Genomic DNA, 21,552 nt, shown 5'->3' on the forward strand with positions numbered 1-21,552 from the left:
TCGCCCGAAATGGGCGATTGTTACGACAGCCATCCCCCCCGCCTGCGATCGATAAACACAGGCGTCTCTCCCGGCAGTGGGCGCCAATCCTCCTGGATCCTCGGCACGTGCGGACGGGAGAGCCGACCGGCCATATCGGTTATCCTTCCGCCAAAACTTTGTGCAAGAGAAGAAGGCGTAATGGAATGCCAGGGGGAGATCTATCCCGCACAAAAGTAATTCGGAGCCCCTTTGAGATAGATCCCGGCACCACATTCGAACAACAAAAGAACGCCCCGCGCATGTCGTCAGCGCGGGGCGTTCGGGCTGTTCAGGCGGTGTGGTCAGGGGCGGGCGCGAACCGCCGGCGTCTCGTTACCGGTCGCGGGTTCAGGACCGCTTCGAGACCGGGACCACGTACCGGCTGAACACCAGGTCGCGGAGGACGTCGTCGCCGCCCTCGACGATCGAGACGTACCGCACGTCGCGCAGCAGTTTGCCGATGACCGACTCGTGGGTGTAGCCGAGGCCGCCGAACATCTCGGAGGCCGTGGAGGCGATCTGCCAGCCGGTCTGGCCGCAGAACATCTTGGTGGTGAGGGCGGACTTCAGGGTCCCGATGCGCAGGAACTCCTCGCCCGCGTCCGGCCGGACCGCGACGGCGTCGTAGGCGCGCGCCGCGGCCAGGCACTGGTTGACCATCACGTCGATCTGCATCTCGAACTGGCCCAGCCTGCCGGCGAACACCGCGTTGCCGGCCAGCGGGGAGCCCTTCACCGACTTGGACTTGCCGTACTCCATGCACACGTCCCGCACCCTGCGGGCGATGCCGAGGCCCGTCGCGGCGATGAGGATGCGGCTGGCGTTCAGCCCGACCTCCAGCAGCCGCAGCCCGTTGCCCCGCAGGACGTTGCCCGCGGGGACGCGGCAGCCGGTGAAGGTGACCTGGTAGGTCGCCGACGACCGCAGCCCGATCACGTCCCACCGCTTGTCGATCTGGACTCCGGGTGTGTCCCGAGGCACGAGGACGGCCATGTACCCCGACGGGTCCTCCTGCGAGCGGGCGATCACGACGAGGAACTGCGCGAAGCCGGCGTTGGTGGAGAAGGCCTTCTTCCCGTTGAGCACGATGGTGTCCCCGTCACGGGCCGCCATGGTGGTGATCCGGGCCAGCTCGCTGCCGGCCGCGTGCTCGCTGCCGAGCGTCGCGCACGACCCGTTCTCCGCCACCAGGCGGCCGAGGTGGCGCTCCTTGAGCTCCTCGCTGCCGTACCAGGCGACCATGCTGGTCGTCAGGACCGGGATGAACAGCGTGAACGCCACCCCGGCGTCGCCGTAGGCCAGCTCGGAGACGATGCGCACGCTCTCCTGCAGCCCGAGCCCGAGCCCGCCGTGTTCCTTGGGCAGCCACCAGTTCGCCAGGCCGGTGTCGGCGAAGCGCTCGTACAGCGGCAGCGGGGCGTCGGCGAGCGAGTCGAGGTAGGCGTCCTTGCCCAGCAGCTCGCGCCGGGCGAAGCCCTGCACCCGGCGCAGGTATTCGGGCTGCTTCACTCTTCGTCCACCCCGTCCCTGCTGTCGAGCAGTGCGGCGAGCTGGCGGACGGTCGGGCACTCCAGCAGCCCGGTGACCGGCACCGAGGCGTTCAGGGCCTTGCGGATGCGCGTGGTGAGCTCGATCGCCAGCAGCGAGTGGCCGCCCAGCTCGAAGAAGTTGTCCGTGGCGCCGATGGGCTCGATGCTCAGCACCCTGGACCAGATCTCCGACAGCGTCGCCTCGGTGCCCTCGCGCGGCTCCACGTACGGGGTGCTCAGGTCGGGCCGGGGGTGGCGTTCCTGGTCGTCGTACTCGCCGTTGGCCTCGTGGATGTCACCGGTGACCCACTGGGCGATGCGGGCGTCCAGCGAGCCGGTCGAGATGACCAGGTGTCCCACCCGGTCTCCGGCGGACAGGGTGCGCTCGAACACGTCGACGGCCTCCGACGGCGCCATGGCGTAGTCGAGCACCGCCGAGCTGTGCCCTTCGAGGCGCTCAGGGTCGATGCTCCAGGTGTCCCAGTCGACGGTGATCCACCGCCCCGCGTCGGACGTGCGGGCCACGCGGATGTAGGCGTCCAGGGCCGCGTTGGCCGCCGCGTACGGGGCCAGCGTCATCCCGCCGAGGACGGCGGCGATGGAAGACAGGGTGATGCGCCGGTCGGGGGCCTGGTCCTTGAGGACCGCCTGCAGGACGTGGAAGCCCTTGACCTTGGCGGCCATGTGCGCGTCGCACTGGTCGCGGTCCATGAGGTGGGCGAAGTTGAAGAACCCGCCCTCCTGCACTCCCGCGCCGTGGACCGCCACGTCGATCTCGCCGAAGCGCTCGACCGCCGCCTCGACGACCGCCCGCATCTGCGCCTCGTCGGACGCGTCGGCCGACATGGCGAGCACCGTGGCGCCCCGGGCCTCCAGGTCGAGGATGTTGCGGATGTGCCGCGCGGTCCGCTCGCCGCGCTCGGGCACCGCGGAAAGGTACCCCTCCCACTCCTCGCGGGGCGGCAGCGGGGAGCGGGCGGTGAGCACCAGCCGGCAGCCGTACTTGCCGGCCAGGTGGCGGGAGAGCACGAGCCCGACGTCGCCGAGACCGCCGGTGATCAGCACCGTGTCGCCGTCGCGTATCGGACGATCCTCCGGGGTGGGCTCCTGGATGGGGAATGGCTCGTACCGCCGCAGCCAGGTCTCGCCCGCGCGTACCGCGACCGGCCCCTCGTGCGGGCACACGACGGCGGCCAGGATCTGGGTGGTCAGCGACTCCAGCGCGCCGGGGTTGCCCGACGGCGCGACGTCGCTGTCGATGTGGCGGCAGCGCAGCCGGGGGTTCTCCTGGGCGAGGCTCGGCGCGAGCGCCGCGAGGGTCGAGTGCTCCGGGTGACGCAGGTCCGAACCGAGCACCCCCACCGCCTGGGAGGTCAGCAGGGCCAGCTCGGCGCGCGGCGCGGAGCCGGTGTTGTCGACGAGCTCCCGCGCCAGGGCCAGGGCGGAGTAGAAGCCGCGGTACTGCTCGCCGTCGAAGTGGGTCACGGGGTCGTCGCCTGGGCCGGCCTCGGCGGCGGCGAGGCTGAACCCGTGGATGATCGCGCGGGGGCTGGCCGCCAGGGAGTAGAGCAGCTCGGCCATGTCGTCGGCCTTGTCCACCCGTACGGTGAAGTCGCCGGCGTCGTCCTGGTGGAACCGGTCCCCACCGCGTACGGCGGTCACCTCGGCGCCGGCGTGGGTGAGGCGCTCGACCAGCGCCTCACCGCGCTCGTCGTCGGTGAAGACCAGCCAGGGGCCGGCCAGCCGGAGCCGCTCGTCCAGGCCGGCGACCGGAAGCGGCCGCTGCTGCCAGGTCGGCAGGTACGTCCACTGGGCGCGGTCGAAGTTCTTCCCCTCGGACGGGGGCGCCGCCGCCTGGCCGGGCCTGGGCTTGACCCAGTACCTGCGCCGCTGGAACGGGTAGGTGGGCAGCTCGACCCGGCGCCCGGCGCCCGCGTGCAGCGTCGCCCAGTCGATGGAGCTTCCGGCCTGCCACAGCCGGGCCACGGTGGCGAGCAGCCACTCGGCGGCCGAGACCCCGCGGCCCGGCGCGACGATGACCTCCTCGACGCCGGTCGGCAGGCTGGAGCCGTCGTGGAGCACGTGCACCCCGAGCCCGCTCAGGGCGTCGGTGAGCGCGCTCAGCGCCTCGTCGCGACCGGCGGCGACCGTACGTGACGCGCCCCGCGCCTCGCCGCCGGGACGCAGCACCTCGGCGACCGCCGCGTGGAGCTCGGGCCACCAGGCGGAGGGAACCTCCCCGGCCCCCTCGACCAGCAGCACCTTGGGGTTGCGCCGCTGGGTCTTGCCGTCGATCCAGCGTGCCGGGTCGTCGAGCGCCGCGAGCGCGTCGTCGCGGTCACGGCACACGATCGCCCGCCGCCGGGCGAAGCCGCCGCGGGAGACCTGGAGCGTGAAGGCCACGTCGGCGAGGTCCTCGTCGCGGTTGTCGTCGAGATGCCGCCGCAGGCGTTCGGTGAGGTCCAAGAGCGCCTGGTCGTCGGTCCCCGAGTACACCAGCAGGTGCGGGCCCGGCCGTTCGGGCCTCGCGGGCCTCGGCGGCGCCTGCTCCATGACGACGTGGGCGTTGGTGCCGCCGAGACCGAAGGAGTTCACTCCGGCGCGTCGCGGGTGCGGGCCCTCGGGCCACGGGCGGTGCTCGGTGAGCACGGTGAAGCGGTCCTGCGCCGTCGCCAGCGCCGGGTTGGGGGTCTCGTAGTCGGGCGTTCCGGGGAGCAGTTCGTGCTTGAGGTTCAGCGCGGCGCGCATCAGCCCGGTGACCCCGGAGGCGCGGTCGAGGTGGCCGAGGCTCGGCTTGAGCGAGCCGAGCACGCAAGGGGTCTCGCGAGGCTGCGCGAACGCGCGGTTCATCGCGGCCAGCTCGATGGAGTCGCCGAGCATGGTGCCGGTCGCGTGGCACTCGACGTAGCCGACGGTGTCGGGCTTGACCCCGGCGACGCCGAGAGCCTGTTCGATCACCTCGGCCTGGCCGTCGACGCCGGGCGCGGTGTACCCGGCGCGCATCCGGCCGTCGTTGTTGGCCGCGGACCCGAGGATCACCGCGTGGATGACGTCGCCGTCGTTGATCGCGTCGGACATGCGCTTGAGCGCCACCGTGCCCACGCCGCTGCCCATGACGGTGCCGCTCGCCTCGGCGTCGAAGCTGCGGACCCGCCCGTCCGGCGACATGATGCCGCCCTGCTCGTACAGGTAACCGGCCGGCTGGGGGAGCGGGGTGAAGGCCCCGCCGGCGAGCGCGATGTCGCATTCGTAGGTCAGCAGGCTCTGGCAGGCGAGGTGCACCGACACCAGCGACGTCGAGCAGAAGGTCTGGACCGTCACCGCCGGCCCGCGCAGGCCCAGCTTGTAGGAGACCAGCGAGGCGAGCGAGTCGCGCTCGTTGCCGACCGCCATGAGCAGGGCGCCGCCGGGCTGCCCGGCGAGGTGCTGGATGTTCTGGACGATGTAGTCGGGGAAGCCGCAACCGGCGAACACGGCGACCTGCCCCGGCACGTCGGTCGGGCAGTAGCCCGCGCTCTCCAGGGCCTCCCAGGAACACTCCAGGAACAGCTTGTGCTGGGGATCCATCGTCTCGGCCTCGCGGGGGTTGATCCCGAAGACCGTGGCGTCGAACTGGTCGAGGTCGTCCAGCGGGCCGCCGACGCGGACGTAGCGCGGGTCGGCCAGCCGGCCGGGCTCGACGCCGGTCTCGCGCAGCTCCTCTTCGGTGATCTCGCGCAGGCCCTTGACCCCGGCCAGCACGTTGCGCCACAGCTCGGCGACGCTGCCCGCTCCGGGGAAACGCCCGGACATTCCGATCAGTGCGACCGCCGAGTCGTAGTCGGTTACCGTCATGACGTCCTTCCGCTCCGGAGCATGTTGCGTCGCTGTTCGATGCGGGACCGCTGCTGGTCGCGGGCCCCGGCGGCCTGTTCGTCCTTCTCCTCGTCGGCGGCGGCGGCCTCGGCGAGCGAGGCGACCGTGGGCGCCTGGTACAGGAGGTGCGGCGGCAGGTAGGACAGTTCGAGCGCCTTGCGGACCTCGGCGATGATCTCCATGCCGAGCAGGGAGTTGCCGCCGAGCTCGAAGAAGTTGTCGTGCACGCCGACCTGTTCGAGGCCGAGCGCCTCGGCCCACACTCCGGCGATGGCCTCCTCGGCCGGTGACTGCGGCTCGACGTACGCCGTCGAGAGGTCCGGTCGTGGATGCCGGCCGAACGCGTCCCTGATCTTCTTGACCGTCGCCTGGTGGCTCTCGATCGACGAGCGGCGGCTCATCGCCACCAGCGGCGCGAACTCCTGCGTGGACGCGATGGTGTGCGGCTCGCCGCTGGCCAGCACCCGCAGCAGGGTCTGGAACCCCTGGTCGAAGGTGATGCCGAAGGTCTCCCGGTACCACTCGAAGTACTGCCGCGACCCCTCGTCGTAGTTGTCGAGCCCTTCGGTCCAGCCGTTCCAGGTCCACTCGCCCCAGTCGATCGAGGCCACGGTGACCCCGGGGAGCGCGTCGCTGAGCGCGAACGCGTCGAGGTAGGCGTTGGCCGCGCAGTAGTCGACCTGGCCCGCGCCGCCTCCCGTCGCCGAGGTGGTCGAGGAGAACAGCGCGACGAAGTCGACCGGTACGTCCCGCAGCGCGTCGGCGATGGCGAGCGTGCCCCCCACCTTGGGCGCGAGCACCCGTTCGATGTCGGCGGCCGTCTTGAACTGCATCAGCCCGACGGCGGGCACCGCCGCGCAGTGCAGCACGCCGTTGAGCTCGCCGAAACGTTCAAGGGCGGTGCCGACGGCACGGCGCATGTCATCGGGTTGCGAGACGTCGCCCGCCACCGTGACGACCTCGGTCCCGGCCGTGACCAGCCGCTGGAGGCCGTCGAGCCGCCTGCGCACTTCGTCGGCGGTGCCCGGGGACGCGAGGATCTGTCCCCACTGCTCCCGGGTAGGCACCGGCGTCCTGCCCATCAGGACGAGCCGTGCCTGGTACTGCCCGGCGAGCCGCTCGGCCATCGCGAGGCCGATGCCGCCGAGGCCGCCGGTCACCAGGTACGTGCCGCCGCGCCGGACCTCGGCGGCGGGAGCGGCGTCCTTGATGCAGGACGCGTCGAGCACCTCGTAGCCGGGAACCCAGCGCCGGCCGTCGCGCAGCGCCACCACCTGGTCGGCGGGCTCGGCGCGGAGCTCGGCGAGCACCGCGCGCGGCCGGTTCTGCGCCGTCTCGGCGTCGAGGTCGATCAGCCGGGTCTGGACGCGCGGGTACTCGACCGGGATGAGCCGAGTCGGGCCGAGCAGGGTGCCCCGCTCCGCCCGGACCACGTCGCCGGGGAGCACCCGCTGGCTGCCGACGGTGACGATGTCGAGCGACCACGGCGAGAGCCCGACGTCACCGGCCGCGCGGGCGAACGCGACCAGGGTGTGCAGGCCGCGCTGGAGGCAGTCCTCCGTCGGGTCGCCCTCGGGTGGCGCCGCGTCGGCGGTCCACAGGTGCACGATGCGCTCGGGCCGGCGGTCCTGGTCACCCAGCTCCCGCAGCACGGCGATGGCGTCCTCCTGCGAGCCCGGCCGCACCACCATGCCGTCCGGCCCGGCGGCGAACCCGTCGCCCGGCCGTACCAGCACGACCTCGCGGCCGGCCGCCGAAAGGTGCTCGCGCAGCGACGCGGCGAGCGTGTCCGCCAGGCCGGTGTCGGTGTAGATCAGCCAGCGGCCGGCCTCCTCGGCGCGGGCCGGGCGCGGCGTGGTCTGGTGCCATACCGGCACGTTGACCCACTGCTCCTCGGGGAGCCGGGGGAGCGCCTTGGCGATGCTGGTCGGGTCGTTCTCGTCGAGCAGGGGCGCGCCGCTGCCGGCCGCCGTCTGGTCGATCTCCAGCCAGTACTCCTGGTGCTCGAACGGGTACGTCGGCAGCGGGACGCGTCCGGGAGCCCAGCCGGTCTCCGGCGCGGTACTGGTGGAGGTGAGGTCGTGCAGCGCCGCCCAGTCGACCGTCACCCCCGACAGCCACAGCTTGCCGACCGCCGTGGCGCCGGTGGCGTGGGCGTCCTGCTGGTCGTTCGCGGCCGGCAGGGTCGTGACGATCAGCGGCCACTGGCTCCGGTCGCAGTCGGGGTGACCGCGGGTCAGCGCGCCGAGGGACTGGCCGGGGCCGATCTCGGCGAGGGCCGTGTCGCCGCCGTCGAGCACGTGGGCGAGCGCCGCCCCGAACTCCACCGTCTGGCACATGTGCCGGGCCCAGTAGCCGGGGTCGGTGACGACCTCCTCGGTGGCGGGCTGCCCGGTGACGTTGCTGATGTAGGAGATTGTCGGCGCGTTGAGGGTGACGTTGTCGGCGATCCAGGCGGTCAGCTCGGCCGCCACCGGCGCGAGCATCCGGGAGTGGTACGCGTGCGTGGTCGCGAGGCGCCTGCTTCCGATCTCCGCCTTCAGCAGCAGGGCGGAGGCCTCCTCGACCGCCTCGGCGGGTCCGGCCAGCACCACCTGCGACCCGGTACGTACGGCCACGTCCAGGTCGCGGGTGAACAGCTCGCCGAGCACCGCGCGCAGGCGCCGCTCGTCGGCGGCCACGGCGAGCATGGCGCCCTCGGGCTGCGAGGTGATCAGCTTGGCCCGGTAGGCGACCAGCCGGAGCGCGTCGGGCAGCGACAGCACGCCCGACAGGCAGGCGGCCACGTACTCGCCCAGGCTGTAGCCGACCATGATCTCGGGCTGAATGCCCCAGCGCATGAACTGCCGCGCAAGCGCGTACTCGGCGACGAAGACGGCGGGCTGGATCAGGTGCGCGTCCGACGTGGGCGCGGGAACGGTGTCCCCACTCCGCCCGAGGAGCCGGGCGAGGTCGCTCGTGCCGCTGACGTCTCGTTCGGCGGGCACGAACATGTCGGACAGCTGCGCCGCCTCGGTGAGGCCGAGGACGGCCACGCACTCGTCGACGTCGGCGCGGAACGCGGGGTCGTCGGCGTAGAGCGACGCCACCATGCCCGGGTACTGCTCGCCGACCCCGGCGATCAGGAAGCCGGCCTTGCGGCCGATCGTGGCGTCCGTACGGCCGAGCGGCCCGGCGACGTCCGCGAGCAGTTCGGCCGCGCGCCCGGTGGAGTCGGCGATGACGACCTTGCGGTGGCCGAAGAGCTTGCGGCCGACCTGCAGCGTGTACGCGACGTCGCCGAGGTCGAGCTCGGGGCTCGCCTCCAGGCGCTTGGCGAGCCTGGCGCACGACTGCTCGGCGGCCGACGCGGAGCGGGCGGACACCGGCAGGACCTGCCAGCGGCGCGGGCGCTCACGTCGGGGCGCGGCCTGCGGGGCCTCGGTGATGATGGCGTGGGCGTTCGTCCCGCCCATGCCGAGGGAGCTGATCCCGGCGATCCTCGGCCGGTCGGAGCCGCGCGGCCACGGCGTGGGCTCGGAGGTGACCCGGAAGGGGCTGTTGTCGAAGTCGATCTCGGGGTTCGGGGCGCGGTAGTGCAGGGTTCCCGGGATCAGCTCGTGGCGCAGCGACTGGATGACCTTGATGAGTCCGGTGACGCCGGACGCCCGGTCGAGGTGGCCGACGTTGGGCTTGATCGACCCGAGTACGCAGTACTGCTTCGCCTCGGTCGGGCCGAAGGCGCGGGTCAGGGCGGCGACCTCCATCGGGTCGCCGACCTCGGTCGCGGTGCCGTGGGCCTCGACGTAGGAGATCGCCGCCGGGTCCACCCCCGCCTTCTCGATGGCCCTTTCGACGCACCGGCGCTGGCCGTCGATGCTCGGAGCCAGGTAGCTGAACTTCATCGCGCCGTCGTTGTTGATGTGGGAGGCGCGGATGACGGCGAGCACGGTGTCCCGGTCGGCCAGCGCGCGGTCGAGGCGCTTGAGCATGACGACGGCGGCGCCGTCGCCGAACATGCTGCCCTTCCCGTCGGCGTCGAAGGTGCGCACGTGGCCGTCGGGCGACTCCTGGCCGCCTTCCTCCCACAGGTAGCCGACCCGGTCGGGGATGCGGATCGACACGCCACCGGCCAGGGCCATGTCGCATTCGTCCCGGCGCAGGCTCTCGCCGGCGAGGTGCACGGCGACCAGGGAGGTCGAGCAGAAGGTCTGCACGGTGACGCTTGGGCCGGAGAGGTCGAGCCGGAAGGACACGTTCGTGGCGAGCGAGTCCTTGTCGTTGCCGATCATCAGCGCGGATGGGTCGATGCCCATGTCGAACGCCTTCAGGCGCGTCAGCAGGTAGGCGCTGATGTTCATGCCCGCGAACACGCCGACGCTGCCTCGGTCGCTGGGCGAGGCGTAGCCGGCGGTCTCCAGGACCTCCCACACGCACTCCAGGAAGATCCGCTGCTGCGGGTCGGCGAGCGTCGCCTCCCGGGGGTTGTAGCCGAAGAACCCGGCGTCGAACCCGCGGATGTCCGAAAGGATCGGGCGGCTTCTGACGTAGTTCGGCTGCTGGAAGGTCGTCGGGTGGACGCCGGCGAGGGTCAGCTCCTCGTCGGAGAACCGGGTGAAGGACTCGGTGCCGGTGCTGATGTTGCGCCAGAACGTCTCGACGTCGTCCGCGCCCGGAAATCGACCGGCCATGCCGATGATCGCAATATCGGACTCGTCCGTCGAGTGTTTCGAGTCTCCAGGTGAATGTTGCTTCATCAACATGCCCCTTATTTGCCTGTGTGATCGAATGTGCGTCAGAGCAAGCGGCTGCGGCCCCAGCCGCGCGTCAGCCGGCGGACGGCGAACGTGCCGGACACCACGCCGATCGCCAGCAGGACCCCGGCCGGCGCCAGCAGGCCCGCGGCGTCGCCGCGTACGGCGGCCTGCAGCATGATCAGAGCCCAGTACCCGGGTGACACGTGGGCGGCGATCTGCGCCCACTCGGGCATGATGCTGAGCGGCACCAGCGCGCCGCCGAGCGAGCTGAGTGTGAGGGCGCCCACGTCGGAGATCACGCTGAGCTCGCCGTGGCTGCGGACGATCGCGGCGAGCGCCGCGCCGATCGAAAGCAGCGTGAAGGCCCAGATCGCCATCGCCAGGGCGACGTATCCGAGGGAACGCGGCACGGGCAGGCCGATGACCAGGCACCCGTAGATGAGCAGGATCGTCTGCTGCACGACCATGACGACGAAGATCGGTATGGTCTTCCCCAGCAGCAGCTCGGTCGCCGAGGCCTTGCTCACGCGCAGCCGGTCCCAGGTGCGCCAGGTGCGCTCGGCGAGGATCGCGTTGCCGGCGATGGAGATGGCGAACACCGAGAACATCACCAGCAGGCCGGTGACCACCTTGGTGGCGCCGCCCTCGACGGCCCGGACGTACAACGGCTTCAGCACCAGCATGAGGACCATCGGCATGACGACGTAGCTGATCATCTGTCCCGGGTCGCGCAGGCGGATGGTCGTGTTGTGCTTGGCCATCGCGGCGACCCGGTAGCCGGCGTCACGCAGGTTGTCGAGCGCGCCGGCTCGGTGGGAGGTGTCGAGGGGTGCGGCATCAAGAAGCATCGCTGACCGCCAGGGATCGGTAGAGGTCGTCGAGGGAGGGGTTGCGCACGTCCACCGCGCTGATCGGGCGCTCGGCGCGGCCGAGCATGTCGATCAGGGTGGCCGCCGGCTCCGTCGTCGAGACCACCATCTCCTCCCCGTTGTCCAGGAGGAGCCTCACCTCGCCCGGCAGCCCGTCGACCAGCTCCTCGTAGGTGCCCCTGGCGATGACCCGGCCGTTGCGGGCGACCGCGATCGTGGCCTGGAGCTCGGTGAGCTCGGGCAGGTAGTGGGTGGTGTAGACGATGGCGGCGCCCTCGCCGGCACGCTGCTTGACCACATCGAGCATCGCCTCCCTGGTCTCCAGGTCGGCTCCGGCGGTGGGCTCGTCGAGCAGCAGCAGTCCCGGCCGGTGGACGAGCGCGGTGGCCGCCTGGGTGCGGCGCTGCTGGCCGCCGGACAGGCCGGCCGCGTGCCGGTCGATGAAGTCGGTGAGCCGCAGTGCGACGGCGAGATCGTCGATGGCGCTCCGCAGCGCCGTGCGCCGCAGCCCGGCGAGCTTGCCGAACAGTTCGAGGTGCTCGCGGACGGTGATGGAGGGGTACAGCGCGATGTGCTGGGGCGCGACTCCTACCTGACCTCGGGTGGCGGCGGGCACCTTGCCGTCGATGGTCACGTGGCCGCTGTCCGGGCGGATCAGGTGCGACACGATCTCGACGAAGGTCGTCTTGCCCGCGCCGTTGTGCCCGACCAGCCCGACGATCTCACCGGCCGCGACGCTCAGGTCGAACCCGTCGAGAGCCTGGACCGAGCCATAGCGCTTGACCAGATCGATTGCTTCCAGCAACGTGCCACCTCCTTAAGTATTCACGCCGACTGTGGCATCCGCGCTGTAGGGTGTTATCGTTGCGACTTCCATTCATGCGGCATGCCCACCGCGTATTCGGCCGGCGCACTAAATACCTCGCGACATCCAACGGCTGAATACGGTTGACCCGGTGAAATCGAGGTTACCGCCACCATCCCGGCATATGATGGGCGCGCTGTTGGCAAGAAGTGGCCTGAAAGAACAGGCCATCGGTTGGGCCACGATCCGGCACCTGAACTTGACGACAACCCTTAGGTCTGCTGTCATCCTCAATTGTCATGACTATCGCGCACACCGACACATCGGTGTCGGACGAAGACGACGACCGTCCCGGGGGACTGCCGTCGTTCGCGGCTGGGCCGGTCGCGGTCGTCTCCGCGGCGGTCGCCGCGCTGCTCACCGCGTTGTCCGGCCGCTACGGGTTCCACCGCGACGAGCTGTACTTCATGGTCGCCGGCGACCGGCCGGCCTGGGGATACATCGACCAGCCGCCGCTGACGCCGCTGCTCGCGAGGGCCAGCACCGCGCTCTTCGGCGACACGCCCTTCGGGCTGCGCGTCGTGGCGACGCTGCTGACGGTTCTGACCGTCGTGGCCGCCGCGCTGATCGCCAGGGAGCTCGGGGGAGGCCGGCGCGCCCAGCTGCTCGCGGCGGTCTTCACCGCCACCTCCGGCATCGTCCTCGGGCTCGGCCACATGGTCGCCACCGCCACGTTCGACACGCTCGCGTGGCTCGTCATCAGCTGGCTGGTGCTGAGACTGCTGCGCACCGGAGACGGCCGCTGGTATCTGGCGATCGGCGCCGTCATCGGCGTCGGGTTGCTCAACAAGCAGCTGGTCGCCCTGGTCGTGCTGGCGCTGCTGGTCTCGCTGCTCGCGGTCGGGCCGAGGCGGATGCTGCGCACCTGGTGGCTGCTCGCCGGCGCGGCGGTCGCGCTGCTCCTGGCCTCGCCGAACCTGTTGTGGGCGGCGTCGCACGGCTGGCCGCAGCTGACCGTCGCGGCCGGGATCAGCGACCGTGAGGGCGGCGAGAACCGCCTGATGTTCGTGCCCCTCCTGCTCGTGCAGCTCTCCCCGCTGTTCGTGCCGATCTGGGTGGCCGGGCTCATCCGGCTGTGGCGTGATCCGGCGATCAGGTGGGCGCGGCTGTTCGCGGTGGCCGTCCCGTTGCTCGTGGTGGTCGTGCCCATCTTCGGCGGGAAGTCGTACTACGTGCTGCCGCTGCTGATCGTGGCGATGGCGGCCGGTGCCACGAGCGTCGTCCGCTGGGCGGGCGCCGGCCGGCGGATGTGGGTGCTCGTGACCACGATCGTCGTCGCCGCCCTGGTCAACATCGTCGTGGTGCTGCCGGTTCTACCGCCCGACACCGTGCGGGTGGTCAGCGCGATGAACCGGGAGCAGGGCGAGCAGGTCGGCTGGCCCACCCTGGCGTCCACCGTCGCGGACACCTGGGACCAGATCCCCTCCGAGCAGCGCTCGCGGGCCGTCGTCTTCGCCCAGAACTACGGCGAGGCGGCGGCGATCGCGCGGTACGGGCCCGAACACGGCGTGCCCGCCGCGTACTCCGCCCACATGAGCTACTTCGAGTGGGGGCCGCCGGCCGACTCCGCCGACGGCCCGGTGGTGCTCGTGTACTACAAGGACAACCTGCGGCTTCCCCGCCTCTTCGGCGACTGCCGGCCGGCGCGTCCCGTCGACCTCGGGTTCGAGCTGGGCAACGAGCTGCAGGACGACGTCGTCCAGCTGTGCACGGGCCCCCACGCCCCCTGGTCCACCCTGTGGCCCATGCTCCGCCACTTCTAGCCCAGCTCATGCCGACGGCCACGTCTTGTACGACGTGGCCGTCTTCGCTGAAATTGTGGCCGCAGTGGGCCGAACGTCATTCGGCTATGGCCGTGTGCATGAACCAGCGGAATACCGGGAAATCTACGCCGTCGACTTCCGTGGTCTCCCCCTGATGGGTGAAGTGTTCGTATCCCCCGCCGACGGGCAGTTTCAACGTCTCGGCGATGGTCGTCACCCGTTGTATTCGCTGATCGGTCGACAGATATGACGGGCCGCCTACCAGGACCACTCCGATCTGAAACATTGGTGGCACCTCCTTCGGATGTTCCGGTATTTCACAGCGGAATGTTGGAATGGCGTCCACGGGAATGCGGCGCGCCCGCCAGGGCCTCGGCGAGCCGCAGCCGCGTGGTCGCGGGCGCGATGACCTCGTCGACGACCCCGAGGGACATCGCCCGCTCGACACCGCCGGCCACCTGCCGGTGCTCCTCGACCAGGCGCGCCCGCAACTCGTCCCGCTCGGCCTCGGGGGCCGCTGCGAGCGCCTTCTTGTGCAGGACGCCGACCGCCGCCTCGGCTCCCATCACCGCCACCTCCGCGCCGGGCCAGGCGAAGACCGCCGTGGCGCCGAGCGAGCGGGAGTTCATGGCGATGTAGGCCCCGCCGTAGGACTTGCGGGTGATCAGGGTGACCCGGGGCACCACGGCCTCGGCGAAGGCGTGCAGGAGCTTGGCGCCACGCCTCACGACGCCACCCCACTCCTGCCCGACTCCGGGGAGGTAACCCGGCACGTCCACCAGCACCAGGAGGGGGATGCCGAGCGAGTCGCACATGCGGACGAAGCGCGAGCCCTTCTCGGCGGACAGGGAGTCCAGGCAGCCGCCCTTGCGGATGGGGTTGTTGGCCAGCACGCCGACCGACCGGCCCCCGAGCCTGCCGAGCCCCACCAGCAGGTTGGCGGCCCAGCGCGGTTGCAACTCCTCGAACACCACCCCGGCCTCGTCGCCGTCCATGATGGCGTGGACGAGCGGCCGCACGTCGTACGCCCGGCGAGGCGACTCCGGCAGGAACGCTCCGAGGTCCCTGTGCTCCCGCAGCCGCGTGAGGTCGAAGACGCCGGGCCGGGAGAAGAACCCGACGAGGCGGCGAGCCCGCGTGTACGCCTCGTCCTCGCCGCCGACCGTCACGTGGGCGACACCGGACTTGGGCCCGTGCGTGTCCGGGCCGCCGAGCCCCGCCATGTCGATGGTCTCGCCCGTGACGCTGCGCACGATGTCGGGCCCGGTCACGAAGACACGGGCGGAGTCGGTCATCATGACGATGTCGGTGAGCGCGGGGCCGTACGCCGCGGCCCCCGCCGCGGGCCCGAGGACGACGGAGATCTGCGGTATCACGCCGGAGGCCCTCGTCATGGCGGCGAACATCAGCCCGACGCCGTGCATCGACTCGACCCCGTCGGCGAGCCGGGCGCCTCCGGAATGCCACAGGCCGACCACCGGGCAGCCCAGGCGCTCGGCGGTCTCGATCGCCTCGACGACGCGCATCGCGCCGGCGGCGCCGAGCGCGCCGCCCATCCGCGTGGCGTCGGTGCAGTAGGCGATGACCGGAGCCCCGTCCACCAGGCCGCGTACGGCCCGCACGCCGCTGTCGTCGTCACCGTGGAGCGGCACGGGGGAGCCGGCGTCGAGCAGCCGCGCGAGGCGGACGGAAGGCGCCCGGGCGTCGATCTGCTGAGCTGGGGATTTCTCAACCGCAATGGTGGACAGGACAGTCATCGCCGAATTCCCCTGACGGATGGAATCAACCAGTAATAGTGCCGAATTTGCCCCACTTATCGATGCGAGCCAACCCCTATTCGTCGAGGAATCGAGTCCACCGGTGTTCCGGGGCCGCGCTTGCGGTCTTCGCCGGGTCCTCCGGCCGAGGTCCCGCTCAGGTTCTCACCACTGGTGAACCGGCCGTCGTACCAGGTGGGACGGGGTTCGACGGGTGGTCGACGGCGGGCAGGGAGGCCGTCCTCACAGCGTGCCGCGCGCCGTAGTGGCAACTTGTGGCCGGAACTTCTGCAGGTTGACGCCCTCCATGGATTCGCGTTCATGTTTCTGTGACGTGAACTCACTTCTGGAGGCCGTGCCTTGTCCATATGGTCGTTACCGATAGTCGCCGCCGTTCTGGCCGCGACGGCATTTCCGGGGGGCGCGGTCGTCCGGTCCTCCACCGACGAGGATCCTGCCGCCTTGGTCAACACCTTCCTCGGGACCAAGGAGGGAGGCCCCGACTTCGGCCATGGGGGCGGGGCCGGCATGAACTTCCCCGGCGCCGTCCTGCCGTTCGGCATGATGCAGTGGAGCCCCGACACGGTGGCGAACGCCGGCGGCGGCTACAAATGGGAAGACAACCGGTTGCGCGGCTTCTCGATGACCCACATCTCGGGGCCCGGGTGTACGGGCGCGCAGGACTTCCCGGTGATGCCGATCTCCGGCACGATCGGCAGGTCGCCGGCCACGCATGGCGACGACTACGTGCAGACGTTCAAGCACGAGAACGAGAAGGCGTCGCCCGGCTTCTACGGCACGACCCTGGACACCGGGGTCAAGGCCGAGCTGTCGGTGAGCACGCGTGCCGGCGTGGGACGGTTCACCTTCCCGCAGGGCAAGCCGGGTACGCTGCTGCTGAACACCAGCGGGTCGGTCAACGGCATCGACGACGGCGAGACCCGGATCACCGGGAACACCGTCGAGGGCTGGGTCCAGACCGGCGGGTTCTGCGGTCCCCCGATGCGCTACAGGGTCTACTTCTCCGCCACCTTCGACCAGCCGATCACCGGCTCGGGCACCTGGAAGGACGACGCGGTACTCCCGGGCGTCCAGGCGGTGCGGAACGCCTCCAAGGCGAAGGTCAGGGGCGAGACCGTGACGGCCCAGGATGTCGTCGTCAACGGCCCGGGGTCGGGCGCCTACCTGCAGTTCGCCTCGGCCAAGCCGGTGCAGATGCGCGTGGGACTGTCCTACGTGAGCATCGACGGGGCCAGGAACAACGTCAAGACCGAGGTCGGCACCGACGGCCTCGACCAGGTCGCGCTGAAGGCCCAGGCCACCTGGAGCAAGCGGCTCGGCCAGGTGCGGGTCACGGGCGGCACGCTGGACCAGCGGCGTACCTTCTACAGCAACCTCTACCACTCCCTGCTGCAGCCGTATGTCGCCGAGGACACCGACGGCACGTACACGGGCATGGACAACAAGCCGCACAAGGTGGCGGCGGGCCGTCACCACTACGCGACGTTCTCCGGGTGGGACATCTACCGCAGCGAGGTGCAGCTCCTCGCCCTGCTCGCGCCCAATGTGGGCAGCGACGTCGCGCAGTCGATGTACGACAACGCGCAATCGATCGGCAACGTGTGGGACCGGTGGTCGCACCAGAGCGCGGTCACCGGTGTCATGGTCGGGGACCCGTTCCACTCGATCATCTCCAGCATGTACGCCTTCGGGGCGCGCGGCTACGACGCTCCGGCGGTCCTGAAGGCCATGGTCGCGGCGGCCAAGCGCGTCGGCCCGATGGACATCGGCCACCCGCAGGCCAAGTACGACGAGCGGCCGGGCAACGCCGCCTACATGGCGAAGGGGTACGTCCCGGCGGACCCCTCCTCGACGCTGGAGTACGGCGTCGCGGACTTCGGGCTGGCCCAGCTCGCCTCCCGTCTCGGCGACGCGACGACCTCCGGCGAGTTCATGAAGCGCTCACAGGCCTGGCAGAACATCTACAACCCGGCGAACTCCTGGATCCAGCCGCGCATGGCCGAAGGCTCGTTCACGTCCCCCTTCGACCCCGCGAACCCGGACTCCTACATCGAGGGCAACGGCGCGCAGTACCACTGGATGGTGCCGCACAACGCGCGCGGGCTGTTCGACGTGATGGGCGGCAACGCGAAGGCGTCCGCGCGGCTCGACGCGTACTTCAAGAAGCTCAACGCCGGTCCGAAGGAGCCCTACGCCTACATGGGCAACGAGCCGGCCATGCCGGCGCCGTGGCTGTACGCGTGGGCCGGGCAGCCGTACAAGACCCAGGACCTCGTGCGGCGGGTGCAGCAGGAGCTGTTCAAGTCCGGCCCGGACGGGCTGGCGGGCAACGACGACCTCGGGGCGATGGGCTCCTGGTACGTGTGGTCGGCGATGGGCCTGTTCCCGGCCATCCCCGGCCGGGCGGAGCTGCTGGTCAACACCCCGCTGTTCGACAAGATCACCATAAGCCGCGATACGGGCGCCATCGAGATCAACGCGCCCGGCTCCGCCAACCGGTACATCCAGACGCTCAAGGTGAACGGGGTGAAGACCACCAAGGCGTGGCTGCCGGAGTCGTTCGCGACCAGTGGCGGCCGGGTCGACTTCACGCTCGGCTCGACGCCGAACACCGCGTTCGGATCCGCCGCGACGGACGCGCCGCCGTCGTTCAACCAGGGCGCGAAGCCGTACCTCATCGGCGCCGACCCGGCCAGCGGCCCGGTCGAGCCGGGCGGGGCCTTCGTGGCGCAGTTCGCCGCCCAGTCCGCGACCAAGGCCGTCTCGCTGAAGTGGGAGGCGAAGCCGCCGGCGGGCGTCACCGTGTCACCCTCCAGCGGGACGTTCCAGGTGCCGGCCGGAGGCAGGGCCACGGTGACGCTGCGGATCACCGTGGGCGCCGGCGTGGCCCTCGGGTTCCAGACCGTGCCGATCACCGCCACCGAGCCCACGTCGAGCGGCTCCGTTTCCACGGCGCTGACCACCGGCGTACGGCTCAACGTGGCCAAGCGCGGGACGATCGACTGGTACCAGAACAACGCGGGCATCGGCGACGAGGCCGAGCCGGGCCAGGCCAACCTCGACGGAGCCGGGTTCGCCTACCCGGCCCAGGCGCTCGCGGGGGCCGGGCTGACGCCGGGCGGCACGCTCGACTGGAAGGGCTTCAAGTTCACCTGGCCGAACCGCAGGCTCGGCGAGTGGGACAACCTGGTGACCGGAAGCCAGGCGATCGAGATGGCGGCGCCCGACGGAGCCACCAAGCTGGCCTTTCTCGGGTCGGGTACGAACACCGCGCCGCTGGTGGACACGACGATCACCTACACCGACGGCTCGACGAGCACGGCCAAGCTGGGCTTCAGCGACTGGATGCTGAACTTCGGAAGTAGCCCCCCCAGCTACGGGAACGAGATCGTGGCCCAGGCGCCCTACCGGTTGTACTCGGGCTCGTGGCAGATCCAGCCGCTCAGCACCTTCGTCTTCGCCGCGCAGCCGATCGCGCTGACGGCGGGCAAGACGGTGAAGACCGTGAAGTTCTCACCGGTGGAGGGCGGCTCGCTGCACATCTTCGCCTGGGCCTTCTCCTGACCGGCGAGTGATGTGGGCCTTTTCCCTGCCCGCGATTGATCGAGGACCCCACGGAGGGCACGAGCCCTCCGTGGGGCGTCTCCGGACCTCGTGTCTTGTGGCCAAGAACTCTATATAGGTAGAGTTCGGTCATGGTCCGACGTCCTTCCCGGCAGACCGTGGTGGTGCTGTCCGCGCTCGCGGCGGATCCCGCCACCTGGCGGTACGGCTACGAGCTCGGGCAGGAGGTCGGCCTCAAGGCCGGCTCGCTGTACCCGATCCTGATGCGACTGTGCGACCGCCAGCTGCTGGAACACGCCTGGGAGACGGACGCGCCGCCCGGGCGCCCGCCACGGCACCTGTACCGGCTGACGGCCGCCGGAGTCCGCTTTGCCGCCGAGACCGCACCCGTTCCGCCGCACGATCCGGTGAAGGATCTAATGAAAAGTCCGGTGAAGGGCCCGGCGTCCCCCTTGGCGCAGGCCGGCGAGTTGCGGAGCGCGTGGTGACCCGCGCGGAAGGCGAGGTCCCGGCCGGGCCCCGCGCCGGGGGCGGGGCGCCGGCCGACCTGGCCGGCCGCCTGCTCGGGTGGGCGGTACGGCTGCTGCCCCCTGCCGGGCGGCGGGAGTGGGGCCGTGCCATGCAGGCCGAGCTCGCCCAGATCGAATCGGCAGCAGAGCGGCGACGGTTCGCGCTGGGCTGCATGCGGGCCTCGCTCACCCAACCCCGGTTGCTCGTCGCGGCCGGCTATCCGTCGCTGATGCTGGGCGCGATCGCGGGCACCGTCGTCTGGACCGGCAGGGTCACGTACGCCCCGCTGCGCGCGGGCCTGATCGGACTGGTAGCGATCCTGCTGGCACTGTCCTGGCTCGCGCGTCGTCCCGGCGTGTTCGGACCGGTCGCTGAGGGCCTGGCCGCCCGCCTGGTCCGCGTCGGCGGCTACCTTCTCGTGGGCGCGTCTGCCGTGCTCACCATCCACAGCCTCCGCCTGGCCACCAACTCCCTTCCGGAGAAGGCCGGAACGGGTGTGCCGATCATCACCACGGTGCTGGTCCTCTACACGGTGGCGTTCGTCACCGTGACGGCCCGCGGGTCCGCGGCCGGCATGCGAGTGTTGGCGATCGGCGGAGGGTGCGGGGTCGCCGCCGCGGTGGCGTGCCTGGTGCCGGTGCTGGTCTTCCCTCCGCTGCCGGTGTCCAGCGCATGGGCGATCGCGGCGATCGCGACCGCCGGCTGCGCGGCGGCACTGATCTCGGTCAGCCGGTCCAATCGGTCCGGCGACGCCGGTCGGCCCGCTCTGACCGGTGTGGCCGGTGTGGCCGGTAAGAGCGATCTGGCGGGCCGGACGGGGCCGGTCGGGCAGTCCTTGATCGCCTTGCTGTGCGCGGCCACCGTCGCCGCGTTGCTGATCTTCGTTTACGTCGACGTTCTGCTGCAGTTCTTTCCGCACTGGGTGCCCGACACCAGTCCCGTGAACGTCCCCGCCGCGAACCGGCTCGACAACAACCGGCGCGGAGCCGAGGACCCTTACTTCGCCATCCTGCTGATGGGCGGGCTTCTGGCCGCGACGCTGAGCACCGTGATCATCGCCACCAGGCGCCCACAACCCGGCCGGCCAGAACCTCTCCAGCCGGGCGCTCCGTCGCCTCCTGACCTCCTCGCCCACGAGTGGACCCACGGCTGATCAGTGTCAGGTGGTCAGGTGGCTCATGACGGTTTGGGCTGCAGGGGGGTTGAAGAGGATGGTGTAGTGGTTGGTGTCGGGGATGACCTTGGTCTCGAGGGTGGGGGACTGGGTCTGGGCCTCGGTGACCAGGGCGGGGGGCAGGAAGGGCGGGGGGTCGCCCATCATGCCGCTGGGGGCCGTGAGGAGCACGGTGGGGAGTTTCAGCGCGCGAAGCGCCTTGGTGATCTTCTGCCCGCTGCTCAGCAGGTCGTGCCCGTCGGCGCGGACCGCTGACGGCTGGGCGCGGGAACGCAGGGCACCCGGCTCGCCGGTGAGGTCGTACCGCAGGTAGAACTCCAGGTCGTCGCTCCATGAGTCCTTGAACGCCGGATGGGCGCGCCAGAAGTCGAAGTACTCCTCGACGGAGGCGAAGGTCCGGCTGAGCCTGGCCAGCGCGGGGCCGAGCGTCGCCTGCATCACCACGTCGGGGTCGAGGCCCTCCGGCACAGGAAGGGGGATCCCGCCGTCGACGAGGACCAGGCGACGGTACAGCTCGGGGCTCCGCACGGCGGCGAGCAGCGCGACGTACGCGCCCATGGAGTGACCCGTCAGGACGTACTGCCCGGCGCCGATGTGGCGGGCGGCCGCGTTCAGGTCGGCGCTGTGGCGATCGAAGCCGAACGGCCCCGGCAGGTCGGTGCTGCCGCCCCGGCCGCGCAGGTCGACGGCTATCAGGGACCAGCCCGGGGGAATGTGCCCGGCGACCGCCTGCCAGGAGGCGGCGGAGCCGGTGATCCCATGAGCGGCCAGTATGACGGCGTCCCCGGTGCCCCATCGGAGCGCGCGCAGCTCGCCTCCGTCGACGGGGATGTCCAGCGGCTGGGGGGATTCGGTGGCCATGCCCACTCCCTTTCACGGTCCCTGCTC

At 71.0% G+C, this 21,552-nt stretch carries 12 protein-coding genes; 4 read left to right on the forward strand and 8 right to left on the reverse strand.

The genetic code is table 11. The annotated features are described in order from the left end of the window. Positions 1-369 precede the first annotated feature (369 nt). From AB0O34_RS07785 to AB0O34_RS07805, 5 genes are read right to left on the reverse strand one after another with little or no spacing between them, the layout of a single operon-like run. Complete coding sequence (locus AB0O34_RS07785; RefSeq protein ID WP_363913810.1) at positions 370-1,530, reverse strand: acyl-CoA dehydrogenase family protein; 1,161 nt, start codon at positions 1,528-1,530, stop codon at positions 370-372. Next, the gene (locus AB0O34_RS07790; protein ID WP_363913812.1) at positions 1,527-5,384 is read right to left on the reverse strand and encodes an SDR family NAD(P)-dependent oxidoreductase; all 3,858 of its coding nucleotides are present in this window, start codon (positions 5,382-5,384) and stop codon (positions 1,527-1,529) included. Before AB0O34_RS07790 ends, AB0O34_RS07785 begins: the two co-directional genes overlap by 4 nt. Beyond that, positions 5,381-10,147 (reverse strand): beta-ketoacyl synthase N-terminal-like domain-containing protein, encoded by a 4,767-nt coding sequence (locus tag AB0O34_RS07795; protein ID WP_363913814.1) that lies wholly within the window; start codon positions 10,145-10,147, stop codon positions 5,381-5,383. Before AB0O34_RS07795 ends, AB0O34_RS07790 begins: the two co-directional genes overlap by 4 nt. 32 nt (positions 10,148-10,179) lie before the next feature. Then, positions 10,180-10,989, reverse strand: a complete 810-nt coding sequence (locus tag AB0O34_RS07800) for an ABC transporter permease (protein ID WP_363913816.1) — start codon at positions 10,987-10,989, stop codon at positions 10,180-10,182. Beyond that, on the reverse strand, positions 10,979-11,815 hold the full coding sequence (locus tag AB0O34_RS07805) for an ABC transporter ATP-binding protein (protein WP_363913818.1): 837 nt from the start codon (positions 11,813-11,815) through the stop codon (positions 10,979-10,981). Before AB0O34_RS07805 ends, AB0O34_RS07800 begins: the two co-directional genes overlap by 11 nt. 326 nt (positions 11,816-12,141) lie before the next feature. Between AB0O34_RS07805 and AB0O34_RS07810 the strand changes: the two genes are divergently transcribed. Beyond that, positions 12,142-13,638, forward strand: coding sequence for a glycosyltransferase family 39 protein (locus AB0O34_RS07810; protein ID WP_363913820.1), 1,497 nt, complete (start codon positions 12,142-12,144; stop codon positions 13,636-13,638). Between the two features lie 76 nt (positions 13,639-13,714). Here AB0O34_RS07810 and AB0O34_RS07815 read toward each other — a convergent pair whose 3' ends face one another. Together AB0O34_RS07815 and AB0O34_RS07820 are read right to left on the reverse strand one after the other, a co-directional pair. Further along, a complete protein-coding gene (locus tag AB0O34_RS07815) occupies positions 13,715-13,924 on the reverse strand; it encodes a DUF5988 family protein (RefSeq protein WP_363913822.1) in 210 nt (69 codons plus the stop codon). Positions 13,925-13,955: 31 nt separating this feature from the next. Next, a complete protein-coding gene (locus tag AB0O34_RS07820; protein WP_363913824.1) occupies positions 13,956-15,395 on the reverse strand; it encodes a carboxyl transferase domain-containing protein in 1,440 nt (479 codons plus the stop codon). Between the two features lie 360 nt (positions 15,396-15,755). Between AB0O34_RS07820 and AB0O34_RS07825 the strand changes: the two genes are divergently transcribed. The 3 genes from AB0O34_RS07825 (at position 15,756) to AB0O34_RS07835 (ending at position 20,643) form a co-directional block, all read left to right on the forward strand. Beyond that, positions 15,756-18,980, forward strand: a complete 3,225-nt coding sequence (locus tag AB0O34_RS07825) for a GH92 family glycosyl hydrolase (protein WP_363913826.1) — start codon at positions 15,756-15,758, stop codon at positions 18,978-18,980. 131 nt (positions 18,981-19,111) lie between these two features. Beyond that, a complete protein-coding gene (locus AB0O34_RS07830) occupies positions 19,112-19,468 on the forward strand; it encodes a PadR family transcriptional regulator (RefSeq protein ID WP_363913828.1) in 357 nt (118 codons plus the stop codon). After that, complete coding sequence (locus tag AB0O34_RS07835) at positions 19,465-20,643, forward strand: hypothetical protein (RefSeq protein WP_363913830.1); 1,179 nt, start codon at positions 19,465-19,467, stop codon at positions 20,641-20,643. The genes AB0O34_RS07830 and AB0O34_RS07835 overlap by 4 nt, the downstream gene beginning before the upstream one ends. A gap of 6 nt (positions 20,644-20,649) precedes the next feature. Here the strand turns inward: AB0O34_RS07835 and AB0O34_RS07840 are convergent, their stop codons facing one another. After that, positions 20,650-21,525: an alpha/beta hydrolase gene (locus AB0O34_RS07840; RefSeq protein WP_363913832.1), complete on the reverse strand. Its 876-nt coding sequence runs from the start codon at positions 21,523-21,525 to the stop codon at positions 20,650-20,652. Positions 21,526-21,552 lie beyond the last annotated feature (27 nt).

It is taken from the genome of Sphaerisporangium sp. NPDC088356 (assembly GCF_040685555.1).
Lineage (GTDB): Bacteria > Actinomycetota > Actinomycetes > Streptosporangiales > Streptosporangiaceae > Sphaerisporangium.

Excerpts from the sequence above, each read along its gene's own strand:
- AB0O34_RS07790 (WP_363913812.1), bottom strand. The coding sequence starts at position 5,384 with ATGACGGTAACCGACTACGACTCGGCGGTCGCACTGATCGGAATGTCC.
- AB0O34_RS07820 (WP_363913824.1), bottom strand. The coding sequence starts at position 15,395 with ATGACTGTCCTGTCCACCATTGCGGTTGAGAAATCCCCAGCTCAGCAG.
- AB0O34_RS07815 (WP_363913822.1), bottom strand. The coding sequence starts at position 13,924 with ATGTTTCAGATCGGAGTGGTCCTGGTAGGCGGCCCGTCATATCTGTCG.
- AB0O34_RS07840 (WP_363913832.1), bottom strand. The coding sequence starts at position 21,525 with ATGGCCACCGAATCCCCCCAGCCGCTGGACATCCCCGTCGACGGAGGC.
- AB0O34_RS07800 (WP_363913816.1), bottom strand. The coding sequence starts at position 10,989 with ATGCTTCTTGATGCCGCACCCCTCGACACCTCCCACCGAGCCGGCGCG.
- AB0O34_RS07795 (WP_363913814.1), bottom strand. The coding sequence starts at position 10,147 with ATGTTGATGAAGCAACATTCACCTGGAGACTCGAAACACTCGACGGAC.
- AB0O34_RS07830 (WP_363913828.1), top strand. The coding sequence starts at position 19,112 with ATGGTCCGACGTCCTTCCCGGCAGACCGTGGTGGTGCTGTCCGCGCTC.